Below are 16,683 nucleotides of genomic sequence, written 5' to 3' on the forward strand. Positions count from 1 at the left end.
ATTGTGCGTAGCGCTTACAGCAGTTTCTGGGCTTCTTCCGCCGAAATATCGCCTTGCGCCAAGAGCGCGAGAATGCGATCCATTTCCTCATCTTCATTTGCCGCCGGCAGCGTGATCGGGGCCGCCGCTGGCGTGCCGGCGGCAGGCGTTTCGCTCAGTCCCAGCGCCTTGTGAATGAAGGCGCTTTGCGTGCGCAAGGTGGTGTAGCTGAACAGGTCCACCACATCCACCGTTCCAGGCCAGAGCCGGTCGAGTTCGGTATACAGCTGGGTGGTGAGGATGGAGTTGCCGCCATAATCGGCAAAATGTTCATCCGCGCCCAGCTCATGCAAGCCGAGGATGCGACCCCACAGGCGCGCCAGTTGTTGCGTCACCTCATCGGCTTCCATGCCGTCAATCGCCACCTCGCTGGCGCTGCCGCCTTCGCTTGACGCGCTCTTGCGCGCCGCCGGGCGTGCAAAGCGGGCGCGGATGCCATCATCAACTTCGATGTGCAGATTTTCGATGGCGGCAAGATTGGCGCGCGCATTGATTTCACTCAAAATCAAGACCGGCGGCAATTCGCCTTCATCGCACAAGACCTGTTCCATCAATTCCAGCGCTTCTTTATTGTCAATCGGCGCAAAGAATTCATTTTCATCCACCGCGCCATATTCGACCGCAATGCCGACTTCGCGCCAGGCCGGCCAGCACAGCGTAATCCCGCACAGGCCAATGCTGCGGCGGTAGTGCGCCAAGCCGTCCAGATAGGCGTTCGCGGCAGTGTAATCGCTCTGTCCCGGGCTGCGCAGCACGGTGGCGACTGAGGAATACATGATGAAAAAGTCGAGCGGATCGCCCAGCGTCAATTGATGCAAGACCCAGGCCCCGTCCACTTTCGGGCGCAAGACGCGGGCAAACACATCATGCGGTTTGTTGTGCAAAAAGCCGTCGCCGGCGCGGCCCGCAGCGTGCACCACACCGTTGATGCGGCCATATTCGCGCCGCAAATCCTGCAACACTTCTTGCATGCGCGCCATATCGCCGCTGTCGGCGGCGATGAATTCGACCCGGCTGCCGGCTTTTTCCAGCGCCAGCACACTGGCGATGCTGCGCCGCACTTTTTCCGCCGCCGGGCTGATTTCGCTATCGTCATTCACGATGTCATCCCACTCATCGCGCTGCGGCAGGCCGGTGCTGGAAATCAGCGCCAGATTCACCGCGCCTTTGCGCGTGAGCCAGCCGGCCAGCTCCAGGCCGAGTGCGCCCAGGCCGCCGGTGATCACATACACGCCTTCATGACGCGGGCTGAAGCGGGCGCGCTCAATCCGCGCAATGCTTTGCAGCCGCTCGCGGTAGCGCACTTGCTGACGGTACACCGCATGATCGAGTCCGTCCTGCGCTTGGAGTTGGGCCGCCAGCTGCGCGGCGTCGAGCGTGCCGTCGCTGTCAAAGCAGCGCCATTTCATTTGCGGGTTTTCCAGCCGCACGATGCGCGCCAAGGCCGCCAGCGCGCTTTGTTCGGGCCGCACCGGGGCCCCATGATCAGCCACATTGAAGGCGTGCTGGCAGTACAGCAGATAATTGCCGGCTACGCGCAGGCGCGCTTGCATGCAGGCGCTGTTGAAGTGGTAAAACTCATTCAGCAGTTGCGCCGGATCGGCTTGCAGCAGGGCGGCCTCGTGCGCGCTCTCGCTTGCCGCCGGGCTTAAATACAGCACGGCGGCAAGCGGCGTGTCGATTGCCGCCAGCGCGCGCGCATAATCGCTGCCGCTGGCCGGCAAATCGATGATGCGGCGTTCCGGATAAGCTTGTTGCAACAGCGCGTGCATGGTTTGCGGCGCGCTGTGCAGACCATGCGCCAGCAGAATCGCGCCCGGCGGCAAGGCTGCGCTGTCCGGCCCCAGTGCGCACTCGGCCAGTTGCAGCGCATGCATGTGACTTTCGCGCGCCGTGCCGCCCAACTCGCCTTCGGCCACCAGTTTCACCGTGTAGTCGTTGACCCGGGCGCATAAATGACCATGCAGATCAAACAATTCAATATCGAAGTGGAAGGCTTCGATGCTTTCGACCGCTTCTTCCTTCTTCTTCAAATGCACCCAGAATTCGGAAGGCAGGCGCTGCAAAATCTGCAGCCGGCGGTAGGCGAAGGGCAGGTACAGACCGCCATCGCCAACCAGATGGTTGGCGGCGTTGACGGCGGTGTCCAGCAGGGCCGGATGGAAGTGATACAGCGCGTTTTCGTATTGGTAGATGTCGGGCAGAGATAAGCGCACCAGCACTTCCGTGCCTTGCGTATTGAACCAGCCTTCCTGTACCGATTTATTCCAGCGCGCGCCGATTTCCAGGCCACGGCTGGCGTCGTCCTTGCTGGTGTAGATCATGCGCTCCGGCAGATGCGTCAGCAAACTGGCGGCGTCGCGCAAACGGGTGTCGGGCGTGGCTTCGGGGGTTAAGCGCAGAATCGCTTCGGCATGCACCTGCCATTCGCCGTCAACACAGCTGAGCACGCGCACCTTGTGCGCGCCATCCTGTTCCAGCAAGCTCAGTTGCAGTGCGCGTCTTTCTTCTCCTTCCAGCATGAAGGGGCGTAAAAACACCAGCTGTTCGAGTTGCATCGCCGGCACCCCAGGCCCGCCATGCAGGCGCGCGCCGACTTCCAGCAGCATTTCGATATACGCCGTGCCGGGCAGCACATAGTGTCCCTTGACCTTGTGTTCGCCCAATTCCCAATGCGAGGCGGCCCCCAGCATGGTTTCGTAGAGCTGGAATTGATAGCTGCTGGCGGCTAAGCGGTCGAGCAGGGGATGGCGGAATTGCTTGGCCGGCGCATGGCCGGCGGCGCGCGTGCCCAGATCGCTCACTTCCACCCAGCAACGGGTGGCGGCAAAGGGATAGGTCGGCAGCGGAATGCGGCGGCAATCCATGCCGGTGAACCATTGTTCCCATTCCAGATCCGCGCCGCGCACATACAGTTGCTGCGCTTCTTGCATGAGGCGGGCGCGGTTGGGCGCATCGGCGCGCGCAAACGCCAAACCCAGTTCCTGCGCCTGACGGTCGAGCTGTTTTTTATCGCTTTCGCTGATTTGCCCATCTTCACGGCTTTGTGCGCGTTTGTCGTCCACCACCCGGTAAAAGCCAAAGGCGACGCCGGGCGCATGGGCGCTTTCGGCGCCTTCCGCGCCATCGGCGCGCGCATGCGCCAAGCTGTGCGCCAGTTGCGTGCGCAATTCGTCCAGACTGGAAAACAGCAGGGCGGCGCGGTGATTATGATGGCCGCGCCCGGTGGCGGCGGTAAAGCACAGATCCTGCAGCGCGCCATCCCAGTACTGCAAATGCTTATGCCAGGCTTGCAACAGGCGTTCCAGCGCGTGCTCGCTGGCGGCCGCCAGCGGCAGTAAAAACGGCCCGTTGGCGCTGCTGCGCGCTGGCGCCGCCGGCGCTTCCTGCACGATCACATGGCAGTTGGTGCCGCTCAAACCAAAGGAATTGATGCCGGCCCGCAGCGGCTGGCCGGGTTCGCCCAGCCAGGTGCAAAAGCGGTCATTCACATACAGCGGCGATTGCGGGAAATTGATATTGCGGTTGGGCCGGTTGAAATTCAGGCTGGCCGGCAGGCTGCGGTGACGCAGGGCCAACACCAGCTTGGCCAGACCGGCCACGCCGGCGGCGTTATCCATATGGCCGATATTGGTTTTCACGCTGCCGATGGCGCAAAACTGGTTGCGCTTGGTGAAATGGCGGAAGGCGCGCGTGATGCCGGCCACTTCGACCGGGTCGCCCAGCTTGGTAGCGGTGCCGTGCGCCTCGATATACGACACGGTTTCCGGGTGGATTTGCGCATCTTCCAGCGCTTTCACAATCAAATCTTCCTGCGCCGCCATATTCGGCGCGGTGATGCCGACTGATTGCCCGTCCTGATTGATGGCGCTGCCTAAAATCACGGCGTGAATGGTGTCGCCATCGCGCTGCGCGGCGGCCAGCGGCTTTAATACAAACGCCACCACGCCTTCCGCGCCGGAAGTGCCTTCGCTGTCATCGTCAAAGGTTTTGGTGCGGCCATCGCTGGCCATGGTGGCCTGGATATCTTTGACGCCGACCTTGGTTTGCGGATCGTCCGCCACCGGCACCAGATCAATTTTGACCGCGCCGGCTAAGGCCACATCGCAATCGCCGTTTTGCAGCGCGCGGCAGGCTTGATGCACCGCCACCAGGCCGGAAGAGCAGGCAGTGTCGATCATCATCGACGGCCCGTGCAGATCGAGGTGGTAGGCGATGCGCGCGGCGATGATGGATTTGACATTGCCGACCACCGCCACTTCCGGCGCGTCCGGAGCCAGGGTGCGCACAATGTCGCGGTAGGCGTCGCCGAAATCCGCCGAAAAACCGACAAACACGCCGCAGCGCCGCCCTTTGAGCGCCGCGCCGCCATAACCGGCGTGTTCCAGCGCGCCGCAGGCGGCTTCCAGAAACATGCGCTGGTTAGGGTCGGTCAGATTCGCTTCCTGCTTGGCCATGCCGAAAAAACGGTGGTCAAAGCGGTCGATATCGGTCAGATATGACTCTTTAAAATAGTGCACTGCACGGCTGGAATGCTGGGCGCCCTTCAAACGCAAAAATTCATCGACATCGGCCTGGCGCGCATGCGGCAGACTGCGCCGGGTCATTTTGCCATCGCGCAATAATTCCCAGAACGCATCCAGGTCGGCGCAACTGGCGATTTTGCCGGATAAGCCGATGATCGCGATTTCATGCGCGCCGCGCGCCGCCGCCGGCTCCAATTGCACGCCGTCGGCGGCGCTGTCTTCATCAGCAAGCGAGAGCAAATCGCCCAATTCGAGCGATGACAGATCGGCCTCTGCTAAGGTCTTCATTGTTATTCTCCACTGGCGGCTTAGCCGCTGGTTTTTTTACGCAGCGCGAAGCGTTGCGTTGCTGCGCTGGCGTTTATGCAAAGCGGTAATCGGCGAATTGGGCTTTGCAAGCGCTGACTTCCAGGATCTGGTTTAAACGCCAGGCCCGCTCTTCCATCGGTGCGCCCTTGGTGGCGAAAATCTTGCCCAGCAAGTCCAGCGCCTCGCGCAATTCTTCCGGGCTGGCTTCGCGCGCATTGCGCTCGATTTCTTCTTGCAGCGCTTGCAGTCTTTGATACGGCTGCACCACGCCCTGCTGGTAGGCCGCGTCATCCCAGTTATTGTTGCGGGTGGCCACCGCCACCGCCATACATTTACCGATCAGGGACGGTTTTTCATGCATAGCGCGCAGATCGGCGGCAAAGGCTTGTTCAATGCCTTCCTGGTCTTCCTCATCGTCCAGCGCGAAGGCTTGCGCGCCCGGCACATTCGCCTGCGCCAGCTTGCGCAGCACAGCGCGCGGGCCGGCTTCCAGATAGCAGTCAATCCCTTCAGCGCGCAAATACAGCATGCAATCTGTCCAGCGCACCGGGCTGACCAATTGCTTGAGCAGCGATTGGCGGATCGCTTGCGGGTCGCCGTGCAATTGCCCATCCACATTCGCCAGCACCGGAATGCGCGGGCGGCGGATCTCGGTTTCTTCCAGCGCGCGCGCAAATTCCTCCGCCGCGCCTTGCATATACGGGCTGTGGAAGGCGCCGCTGACTTTGAGCGGAATGATGGTGGCGCCGGCTTTTTTCAGGGCTTCGGCGGCGCGTTCCAGCGCAGGCGCAGCGCCGGACAGCACGCATTGGTTGGGCGCGTTGTAGTTGGCGACCACAAATTCAGCGCCAAAGCCAGGCACGCCGGCGCACACTTCCTCCACCTTGGCCAAAGCCAGTTTGGTGACGGCTTGCATGCCGGTTTTTTGCGCCGCTGCGCAGCGGCTCATGGCCAGCCCGCGCGCACGCGCTAAACGCAGCCCGTCTTCCAGCGAAATCGCATCGGCGGCGGTGAGCGCGCTCAGCTCGCCCAGCGAATGCCCGGCCAGCAAATGCGGCTGCAAGCCGGTGCGGGCCTGGAAGTGGCGATAATCCAGCACGCTGCACAAGAGCAGGGCGGCTTGTGTGTTTTCGGTTTGATTCAAGCTGTCTGCGGGGCCGGAAAAGCAGAGTTGACGCAAGTCCAGCCCTGGCAGTGCGCAGACCTGATCGAACAGAGTGCGGCTCGCTTCGTCTTTCTCATACAGGCGTTTGCCCATACCAACATATTGCGAACCTTGGCCGGAAAACAGGATGGCTATTCGTTTCATTGTCGCGAACTCCCAAAAAGTTATTTTTCTGCGGCCAGCATGGCCGATTTTTCTTCAGCTTTGGCCTCACTCGGCGGCAGACGGCTGCCAAGCAGGGCTTTGATGAGTTTTAAATAATTCAGCAGGAAGGGCTTGAGTCTGGCCCCGTCCAGCCGGCTGGCGTCATAGTCCAGGCTGAACATCAGGGCGCCGGCCTGCTGACGCATGCGCAACACCAGATCATGTCCTGCGCGTTCTTTGTCCGGCAGCGCATTGCCGCTGGCGAACAGCATCAGGGCGCCATGTTGCATGCCTTCGCGCGCCGGATTGCCGGCCAGGGTGCGCAAGGGCGCCTTGGCTTGCGCCTGGCGTAACTGCTGGGACAGTCCGGCTACGCTCTTGGCCTGCTTGAAGTCAATCGCCAGCATCTGGCTGGTGTGCGGTGCGCCGAGTGCGGTCGGCAGACTGCATTCCTGCAGATTCAAGAGTTTGTGCAGATACAGCAGGAACAGCACGCAGGAAAATTCAGCCGGGCTTAAAGCCATTTCCTGCGCTTGCGCCTGCAGGCGGCGGCTGGCGTCGGCGTCCAGCGCGGCGCTGATGTTTTCTGCTGCGGCGCCGGCCCCGGCGGCGGCGAAAAACACGCCCGGCAACAAAATTTCCGGCAGCGCCATGCTGTTTTGCTGGTGCGCTTCAATCTGCGCTTTGAGCGCGGCAATGGTCGGGTTGGCGAAGATGTCCGCCACTTCCAGCGCGTCCGGATATTTTTCCGATAAGCGTCCATGCATCGCCACCAGGCTGAAGGAATTGCCGCCGACATCAAAGAAGCTGTCACGCGGGCCGATGCGGCGCGCGCCTAAAATTTCTTGCCACACCGCTAAAATTTCCGCTTCCAGCGCGTCGGGCGTAAACGGCGCTTCCATGCTGTCTTCTTCCATTTGCGGCAGGGCCGGCAGGGCGCGTCTGTCCAGCTTGCCATTCGGCGTGCTGGGCAATTCATCCAAGACCATGATGAAGGCCGGCGTCATGTAGTCGGGCAGGGCTTGGGCGCAATGTTGACGCAGGCGCGCCGCCAGATTGGCGCGCACCGCACTGTCCTGCGCCACACAATAACCGACTAACACCGGATTGCCGCTGCTTAATTCGCGCACCGCGACTGCGCCCTGGCGCACTTCCGGGTGGCTTTGCAGCACATGTTCAATTTCACCGATTTCAATCCGGTAGCCGCGCAATTTGATCTGATTATCGCTGCGTCCCCGGTACAGTAAATTGCCGTCAGCAGTCCAGGCCGCCAGATCGCCGGTGCGGTACATTTTCTCGCCCGGCGCAAAGGGGTCGGGGACAAAGGCGGCGGCGGTTTTTTCGGCGTCATGCAAATAGCCGCGCGCCAAGCCTTCGCCGGCGATGTACAGCTCGCCATGGCAGCCGATCGGGCGCAATTGGCGTTCGCCATCCAGCACATACAGGCGGGTGTTGGCGAGCGGCCCGCCCAAGCTGACCTGGCTGGCCTGGCTCAAGTCTTTGATGCTTGACCAGACCGTGGTTTCAGTCGGGCCATACACATTGAAGATGCGCAAGCCCGATACGCTTTGCAATTGCGTCAAGAGCGCCGGCGGCAGCGCTTCGCCGCCGACCAGCAGGGTGTGCAAGCCGCCTAAAGCCTGTTGCGGGCTGTTTTGCGAGAGCAGCATTTGCAGCCGGCTGGGGGTGGCTTGCATTACCTGCACCTGCTGTTGTTGCAGCAGATTGGCGAGCGCCTGCGGGTCGCGCTGCTGTTGTTCCGAGGCTAAGCACAGGCAGCCGCCGCGCAGCAGTGTGAGGAAGACTTCCAGCACAAAGATATCGAAAGAAATCGTGGTTAAGCCCAGGGTGCGCGCTTGCGCCGGCAGGCCCAATTTTTCTTCCATGCTGAACAGGAAATTCAAGACGCTGCGCTGTTCCAGCATCACGCCCTTGGGCGCGCCGGTCGAGCCGGAGGTGAAAATCACATACGCCAAATCTTCCGGCGCGCTGACGGGCAGTTCGCGCGCTTCGATTTCATGGTTGCGCAAGCTTTCCGGCTCCAGCAGCAAGCCGGAGAAGCCGGCGGCTTGCGCCAGGCCGGCATCGCCCAGCAGGATGCGCATGCCGCCGGCTTGCAACATATGTTGCAGGCGTGCCGGCGGGTAGTCCGGGTCCAGTGGCACATACGCGGCCCCGGCCATCAAGACCGCCAGCATGGAGGCGATCATGCCAGGCCCGCGCGGCAGCAAAATCCCGACCAGCTCGCCCGGCGTGACGCCGGCTTGCAAGATGTGTTGCGCCAGATTGTGGGCGTAGGCGTCGAGTTTGGCGTAAGACAGGATCTGGCTGCCAAAGGTCAGCGCCGGCAATTGCGCATGGTTTTGCGCGCTCTTGCGCAGCAGTTGCGCCAGCGTGCCTTGTTGCGTCCAGTTGCGCTGGCTGCGGTTGAATTCATCCAGCAGGCGCAGGCGTTGCGCCGGGTCCACCACCTGGTAGGTCGAGAGGCTTTGCTGCGAATCCTGCAAGACCTGTTGCAACAGCCAGCGGTAGTGGCCGGCCCAGCGCTCTACCGTTTGCGGTTGGAATAAGCGGCTGGCGTAGATCAGGGCGCAGTGGAAGTTGTCGCCTTCTTCGGTGATTTCCAGCGTCAAATCAAAGGGCGAGCCGCGCATCGGCAGGGAGATCGGTTCAACTTGCAAATCCTGGCTGGCGTATAAGCGCCGGTTGCCATTTTCAAAGATGAACATGGTGTCAAACAGCGGATTGCGGCTGAAGTCGCGCGTCAGCTTCAAGCGATCCACAATTTCTTCCAGCGAGCAATCGGAATGGTCATACGCATCGGTGCAGGCGTTGCGCACTTCTTCCAGCAATTGATCAAAGCGCACATTTGCCTGCGGTTGCGCGCGCACAATCAGGGTTTGCGCGAACATGCCCACGGTTTGCTCAAAATTGCCATGGCGGCGGCGGTCAAACGGGGCGCCGATGCAAATATCTTCCTGCAGGCTGAGTTTGTGCAGGAACAGGAAATAAGTGGAGAGCAAGAGCATGAAGGGGGTGGCGCGCTGCGCGCGCGCCATGGCTTTCACCCCTTGCTGGAATTCGGCCCCCAGCACAAAGCGCACCACGCCGCCGGCGAAGTCGTTTTGCGGCGGACGCGCAAAGTCGGCCGGCAATTCGAGCAGCGGCGGCATGGGCGTGAGGCGCTGCTGCCACCAGTCGAGCTGGGCGCGGTATTGCGCGGTTTGCACAAATTTTTGTTCCCAGGCCACGAAATCGGCGTAATGCGCCGCCACCGGGCTTAAGGATTCGCCTTGGTACAAGCGGAACATTTCTTCGATCAGGATAGACATCGAGATGCCGTCCGAAATCAAATGATGCATGTCCAGCAGCAAGACATGTTCCTGGTCAGTGATGCGCACCAGCGCTGCGCGCCACAGCGGCGCGCGGGCCAGATCAAAGCTTTGCACCAGATTATTCAAATGCGCATCCAGGCTTTGGCCCGGGCTTAATTCGGCATGCAGCAGCGGCAAATCGATTTGTTCTTCGCAGCGGTGCCAGATGCCGCCTTGCTGGAACACATAGGCGGTGCGCATGGTCGGGTGGCGTGCGGTCAGCATGCGCAAAGCCTGTTCCAGACGCGTTTTTTGCAGCGGCCCGCGCAGACGCAAAGCGCCGCTGACGTGGTAGGCGTCTTCGCCGCCTTTCATCAAGCTCAGCACATACATGCGCCGTTCTTCGCTGGACAGCGGGTAGGACAGCGGGGCCGGGCTTGGGGCCGGCAGGGCGGCGGCGCTGCTTTGCGGCGCGCGCGCGGCGCGGAATTCAAACCCGCCGGCGCGCAGCGCAGCGCAGGCGCGTTTGATCGCCTGCAAAATCTGCGCCGCATCTTCTTCGCTGTGCGCCAGTGAGAAAAAGGCGGTGCGGCGTTCCCAGAAGTACACCCCGTCCAGCAATAAATATTTGAACAGCAAATTCATTTCCAGCGAGATGCGGGCCGGATCGCGCGAGGGCCGGTTTTCAAAGCGGTACAGTGAACCGAAGCGCAAGGCGCGGATCGGGATTTCTTCCGCCTCAAAAAAGGCGTTGGCCTGTTCGATAAAGTCCTGGGTTAAGCGGTTGACCTTGGCGATTAAGGTCGCGCCTTCCGACTTCAAGCGCAGCAGCACCGCGCGCGCCGCCGCCATCGCCAGCGGATGTTTGCAGAAGGTGCCGGCAAAGAAGGTGGTTTCGCGCGAGGGGCCGGAGCGGTCGCCAAATTGCCATGCGCCGCCGTCAATCGCATCCATATACCAGGCTGAACCCGCCACCACGCCAATCGGCATGCCGCCGCCCACCACTTTGCCGTAGGTGGCCAGATCGGCGCGCACGCCGAACAGTTTTTGCACCCCGCCCGGATCGCTGCGAAAACCGGTGATCATTTCATCAAAGATCAGCGCGGCGCCCAGCTCGCTGGTGATAGCGCGCAATTGCTGCAAATAGTCTTGCGAATAATTTTCCGGATTGCGGCTTTGCACCGGCTCCACCAGCACCGCCGCCAAGTCTTCGCCCAGGGCGCGGATGGCTTGCAGCGAACCCGGGCTGCCATAGTGCAAGACCACGGTGTCTTCCACCGCCGCCGGCAAAATCCCCGGCGCCACCGGCACGGCGCCTTCTTCGCCGGCGTCGGCTAACACGGTGTCTGCGCTGCCGTGATACGAATTGATAAAGCGCACCACTTTATTGCGCCGTGTGACTGCGCGCGCCAGGCGCACCGCCACCATCACCGCCTCGGTGCCGGAATTGCAAAAGGCGACCCGCTCGGCGCCGGTCAATTCGGCGATTAAGCTGGCCACTTCGCCGGCGATATCCGATTGCGGGCCGAGTTCAAAGCCTTCGGCGATTTGCTCTTGCAGGGCTTGTACGATGAAGTCGGGGTTGTGGCCGAAAAACATCGCGCCATAGCCGCAGGCAGTGTCGATATAACGGTTGCCATCCTGATCCCAGAAATACGCGCCTTTCGAGCGCGCCGAGACGATGGGGTAGGCCATTTCCTTGGTGGTCAGGCTGAAATTGAGGGTCGCAATCCAGTCCGCCAGCACACCCCGGTAACGCGTCGCATAGGCGCGCGATTGCGGGGTTTTATCTGTGATTTGCTGCGCCAGCTGGCGGATGAATTCGAGTTGCAGCGGGGTGACGTCTTCTTCATGCAAGGTGATGTCGCGCAGGGCGTTCTTTTCTTGCAATTGATGGCTGGGATTGGCCGGGGTCTGTGCCCGCCGCGCCGGGCGGGCCGGGGCGGCGCTGTCAGCTGCGCCGCCAGCCTGAGCGCCTTCGCCGCGCAGCAGGGCTAATTGCTCGCGCATCAAATTGAGCTGGCTTTGAATCAGCGCCTCCAGCGCGCTGCCGGGGGCGGCTGCCGGCGCGGCGGCGCCGGCTGGCGCAGCGCCAGCCGGCAGGATGGCGGCGGCGGGCGCGGCGGCGGGCGTCGGGGCCAGCTCGGCTTGCAGCGCGCTGCGCGTGGCCGGACTTAAATTGGCCAGGATATGGCGGGCGATTTTTTGCGGGCTGTCCAGCTCTGAGAAGAACAGTTTGACCGGGATTTCCACGCCAAAGCGTTTGACCAGACGTTTATCGATCTGGGTCAGCATCAGCGAATCAATGCCGAGCGAGAACAGATGTGCGTCCGGGCCGACATCGGCTTGCGGCACGCCTGTCACCATGCTGATGGTTTCGCTGATTTCTGCGCTGATGAAGTCGGCGTCAAGCTGACGCCCGCCCTGTGTTTCCGCCGCTGCGACGAGCGTTGTGCTGGCGTGCTTGTGGCTGATCGCCAGCGGCATGGCGCGCGCCGCATCCAGCACATGCCAATAACGGCTGCGCTGCCATGCGGTGTTGGGCAGATCGAGGGCGCAGCCGCCGGGTGTGCTGCGCGCAGTTTCGCCATACAGGGCATGCCAGTGCAGGGACTGGCCGCGCAACCACAGCGCAGCCGCGCTTTGTTGCATTTGCTCCCAGGCGTCGCGCCCATCGCGCAGCGAGGGCAGGAAGCTGATTTTTTCGTCTTTGACAATTTGCGCACCCAGGCCGGACAGCGCTGCTGTGCCGCCGATTTCAATAAACACATCGACTTCTTGCGCCAGGGCGCATTGCAGGGCTTGCAAAAACAGCACCGGCTGGCACAGATGGCGGCTCCAATAAGCCTGGCCTATCTCTTGTCCGTGCTGAATCAGTTGCCCGCTCTGGCTTGACACCAGCGGCAGACGCGGATCGTGGAATACGCTGTGCTGCAAGGCGGCCGCCAATTCCTGCGCGCTGGCTTGCATATGCGGCGTGTGGAAGGCGTGTTGCATCGGCAGGTTTTCGGTGAAGATGCGGGCTTTGCGCGCGGCCTGGGCAAAGCCCGCCACCGCTTGCTTCTCCCCGCTCACCGTGACATTTTCGGCGGTGTTGACCGCCGCCACCCAGACATTCGGATGCTCGGCCAGCATGCGCTCAACCGTGGCTTGATCGGCCAGCACGCCCAGCATGGCGCCGTCAGCCGGCGCGTCTTGCATCAGGCGGCCGCGCAAGGCCACCATCTGCACTGCCTGGCCCAGACTCAGCACGCCGGCTTCGCAGGCCGCCACATATTCGCCAATGCTGTGTCCCATCAACAGGGCGGGGCGCACGCCCAGCGCTTGCCACAGGCGGCATAAGGCGTATTCGACGCAGAAAATCAGGGCTTGCGCATACAGCGGCTGGCGCAGGCGTTCATCTTCGCTGCTGCTGGCGATGTCGCGCAGGCTGGCTTGCAAATGCGCTGCGAACAGGGCGTCGCATTCGGCAAAGGCGCTGGCGAATTCCGGCGCATCACGCAGCAAAGAGGCGGCGATTTGCGGATACAGCGAACCTTGGCCGGTGAACAAAAAGCCGATTTTCAGCTGGCTCTTCGCGGTCACGCCCGGATCCGGATCTTGCGCAACTTTGCGCAGCCGTTTTTCCAATTGCTCATAGCTGTTGACCACGGTGGCGTAGCGGCAATCGTGGCTGCTGCGGGTGTAATTCACGGCGCGGCAGACTTGTCCCAAGCTTGGCGCCGCGCCGCCTTGGCGTGCGCGCTCAGCCAGAGCGGCGAAGTCTTGCGCCATCTGGCGCAGCGCTGCCGGGCTTTTCGCGCTCAGGCTGAACAGCCAGGCCGCGCGCTCAGCCGGCGCAGCGGCGCCGGCCGGCCCCTGATATTCCTGCAAAATCAGATGCGCATTGCTGCCATTGATGCCAAATGAGCTGATGCCGGCGGCGCGCCGGCCCTGTTTTTCCCAAGGCTGCGCGCGGTCCACCACTTGCAGCGGCAGGCGGCTCCAGTCCAGCAGGCGGTTGCCTTGATGGAAATGCAGATTCGGCGCAAATTCGCGCGCATTCAACATCAGAATCAGCTTGATCAGGCCGGCCACGCCGGCGGCGCTTTCCAGATGGCCGAGATTGGATTTGACGCTGCCGATTTTGAGCGGGCGGCTGCGTTTTTTAAACACTTGCGCCAAGGCGTTCAATTCTTGCGGGTCGCCCAGCCGGGTGCCGGAGCCATGCGCCTCGACATAATCGATTTCATCCGCCGCCAGACCGGCGTCTTGCAACGCCTGTTCAATCAAGCTTTGCTGCGCCGGGCCGCTGGGCACGGTCAAGCCGCCGCTGCGCCCATTGTGGTTCATGGCGGCGCCTTTGACGATGGCCAGGATGCGGTCGCCGTCGCGCTCGGCGTCACTCAAGCGTTTCATGACCACGATGCCGCAGCCTTCGCTGCGGATATAGCCATCGGCGCTGTCGTCAAAACTTCTGCAACGGTTGCTGGCTGCGAGCGCATTCAAGCGCGAAAAACTGATATGCCCGTCCGGCTTCAAAATCATGCTGACGCCGCCGGCCAAAGCCATATCGCAGCTGCCGGCGCGCAATTCGCGCATGGCTTGCGCCACCGCCACCAGCGATGAAGAGCAGGCGGTGTCTATCGCCACACACGGCCCCTGCAAGCCGAAGGTGTAGGAAAGGCGCCCGGCGGCGGTGTTGAACATCGAGCCGGTGAAGCTGTACGGGCCGGTCGGCTCGCCCTGTTCACGCGCGATGCTTTGGTATTCATTGGTGGAGATGCCGATAAACACGCCGCCGCGCACGCCTTGCAGCGCAGATGGGGCCCAGCCGGCGTTTTCCAGCGCTTCATGCGCGACTTCCAGCAGCAGGCGGTGTTGTGGATCAAGCGCTTGCGCTTCTGCCGGGGAAATATTGAAAAACAGCGGGTCGAATTGGTCGATGCCATCCAGAAAACCGCCTTCGCGCGTAGTCAGCGGCTCGGCCTGCTGCGGATCGGCTTGCCAGCGTTCCGCCGGCATGGGCCGCACCGGATCGCGCCCTTGCCGCAGCGTGTCCCAATAGGCGGCAGGGGTCGGGCTGGCCGGGAAGCGGCAGGCGCAGGCGACAATCGCGATTTCCGCCTGGCTGTGGGTAATTTGCAGCGGCAGCGGGCTGGGCGCGCTGGCGCTCGCGCGCGCGGCGCGGCGCGCTTGCGCAATCACGCCGGCCAGCTTGCGCACGGTGGGAAAGTCGAGCGCGCTGGTGCTGTCGAGTTCGACCTGGAAGCTTTCTTCCAGCGCGTTTTTCAGATTCAGCAGGCGTAAAGAAGTAAAGCCAAGCTCAAAGAAAGAGCGGTCAGGGTCAATGCTGGCGACATCCAACAGACGTGCGGCGACGCTGCAGGCTTGCTGCAAAATCGCTTCATCCGCAGCCAGGCCGCTGTCGGCGCTGGCCGGGGGCTTCGGCGCAGGGGCGGGCGCAGTCTGGCCCAGGCTGCGCTGCTCGCCCAGATCAGTCAGGGCGGCGTCATATTTGCCATCGCGCAATTCCTGCACCAGCAGATAGCGCTGCACTTTGCCGCTGGTGGTTTTCGGAATCCGCGCCACCGGCACGACGTGCAGGATGTCCAGACCAAAGGTTTGACGCACAATCTGACGCACTTCGCGCGCCAGGGTGGCGAAATCGCCTTCGCTCTTTTTGTGATAAATAAAGATCAGCAATTGCTCGCTGCCTTGTTGCGCATCGAAGGCGCCGCAGGCAATGTATTTATTGAGCTGGTTTTCACCCTTGGCGCGCAAAATCGCCTGTTCGATATCGTGCGGGAAATAATTTACGCCGCCGATGATGATCATTTCCTTGACCCGGCCCACTACATGTAAGCGGCCCTCGTGCAATAAGCCCAGATCCTGGGTGTTGAGCCAGCCTTCGGCGTCGATCGTGGCGGCAGTCGCGGCAGGGTTGCGGTAATAGCCATTGCTGACGGCCGGGCCACGGATCTCGATATGGCCGATGTGTCCCGGCGGCAGGGCCTGACGCGCACTGTCGGTGATTCTGACCTGGGTGTGCGGATAGGGCAGGCCGCAATCGACAAAATTGGCGGCGTTGGCGTCATCGGCGGCGACGATGCGCGCGGCTTCGCCTGCGCTCAGATGGCGGCGGTCCAGGTTTAAGGAGCGCAGACCGGATTCCTGCTGCGGGCACAGGCTGACGATCAGGGTTGCTTCGGCCAGGCCGTAGGCGGGTTTCATGGCTTGTCGCGGCAAGCCGTAAGGCGCCATTTCGCTCAGGAATTCTTCACATAATTCCTGCGAGATCGGTTCCGCCCCGTTGATGATCACGCGCACGCAGGACAGATCCCATTGCGGTTTTTTGCCGCGTCCGCGTTTGAACAGTTTCAAAAAGTGGCGATAGCCGAAATTCGGCGAACCGAGGATGGCGGCGCGATATTTATCCACCATCGCAAACCACAATGTCGGGTTCCAGACAAAGGCGTCGGTGCTCAAATGCACCTGATCGGCGTCCGCCACCACCGGGGTCAGATGGAAGGCGATCATCGCGAAGTCGTGTGTGATCGGCTTCCAGGTTAAAAAGCGTTGCTCCGGCTGGAATGCAATCGAGCCGAGAATATCGCCGACATTGGTCAGCAAATTGCGGTGCGACATGCGCACACCCTTGGGCGTGCCGGTCGAACCGGAGGAAAATTGGATGAAGGCCAGATCGTCCAGGCCGGGGTTGGGCAGTGCGGCGGCGCTGGCCTTCAAAGGGGTGGGATTTAGCAGGCGCGCTTCAATTTCCTGCCACAGCGCGGCGCGGCCGGTGTTTTGCGCATGGCCGCCGATTTTTTGCGTGACGCGCGCCGCATCATCGCAATACAGCCAGGGATGTTCCAGCACGCCCCACACCGACAACACCTTGTCGATGGCGGCCGCCTGTTCTCCCAATTCCAGCGGCACCGAGATGATGCCGCCGGCGATACAGGCCCAGTGCACCGGTATCATGCTGGCCAGATTGGAGCATTGCAGAATCAGTTCATGGCCGGCTTGCACGCCCTGCGCCTGCAGCGCAGCCAGAATCCCCAGCGCCTGCTGTTGCAATTCGTGATAGGACAGGAAGCTTTCTTCTTGCGAGCCTTCGACCAGATACACGCCATGTGCGCCTTGCGCGGCTTGCTGCAAGGCTTGATACAGATTGCTATGCTTCATCCCGGCTTCCTCACTGCTT

3 protein-coding genes are annotated in these 16,683 nt (G+C 61.9%); all 3 read right to left on the bottom strand.

Annotation, left to right across the window (positions count from 1 at the left end; translation table 11 throughout):
* Window positions 1-14: 14 nt before the first annotated feature.
* The 3 genes from V8J88_RS05745 to V8J88_RS05755 all read right to left on the bottom strand — a co-directional run bounded on the left by V8J88_RS05745 (window position 15) and on the right by V8J88_RS05755 (window position 16,664).
* Window positions 15-4,853 carry an SDR family NAD(P)-dependent oxidoreductase gene (locus V8J88_RS05745; RefSeq protein ID WP_338848359.1) on the bottom strand — a complete coding sequence of 1,613 codons (4,839 nt, stop codon included), beginning with the start codon at window positions 4,851-4,853 and terminating at the stop codon, window positions 15-17.
* Window positions 4,854-4,926: 73 nt separating this feature from the next.
* The gene (gene fabD / locus V8J88_RS05750) at window positions 4,927-6,183 is read right to left on the bottom strand and encodes an ACP S-malonyltransferase (protein WP_338848360.1); all 1,257 of its coding nucleotides are present in this window, start codon (window positions 6,181-6,183) and stop codon (window positions 4,927-4,929) included.
* Window positions 6,184-6,203: 20 nt separating this feature from the next.
* Window positions 6,204-16,664, bottom strand: a complete 10,461-nt coding sequence (locus V8J88_RS05755) for an amino acid adenylation domain-containing protein (RefSeq protein WP_338848361.1) — start codon at window positions 16,662-16,664, stop codon at window positions 6,204-6,206.
* Between the last annotated feature and the right edge of the window lie 19 nt (window positions 16,665-16,683).

The organism is Massilia sp. W12 (genome assembly GCF_037300705.1).
Taxonomy (GTDB): domain Bacteria; phylum Pseudomonadota; class Gammaproteobacteria; order Burkholderiales; family Burkholderiaceae_D; genus JACPVY01.

What these genes read in the sequence shown, in the direction of transcription:
- V8J88_RS05745 (WP_338848359.1), bottom strand. Translation starts at nt 4,853, where the DNA reads ATGAAGACCTTAGCAGAGGCCGATCTGTCATCGCTCGAATTGGGCGAT.
- fabD (WP_338848360.1), bottom strand. Translation starts at nt 6,183, where the DNA reads ATGAAACGAATAGCCATCCTGTTTTCCGGCCAAGGTTCGCAATATGTT.
- V8J88_RS05755 (WP_338848361.1), bottom strand. Translation starts at nt 16,664, where the DNA reads ATGAAGCATAGCAATCTGTATCAAGCCTTGCAGCAAGCCGCGCAAGGC.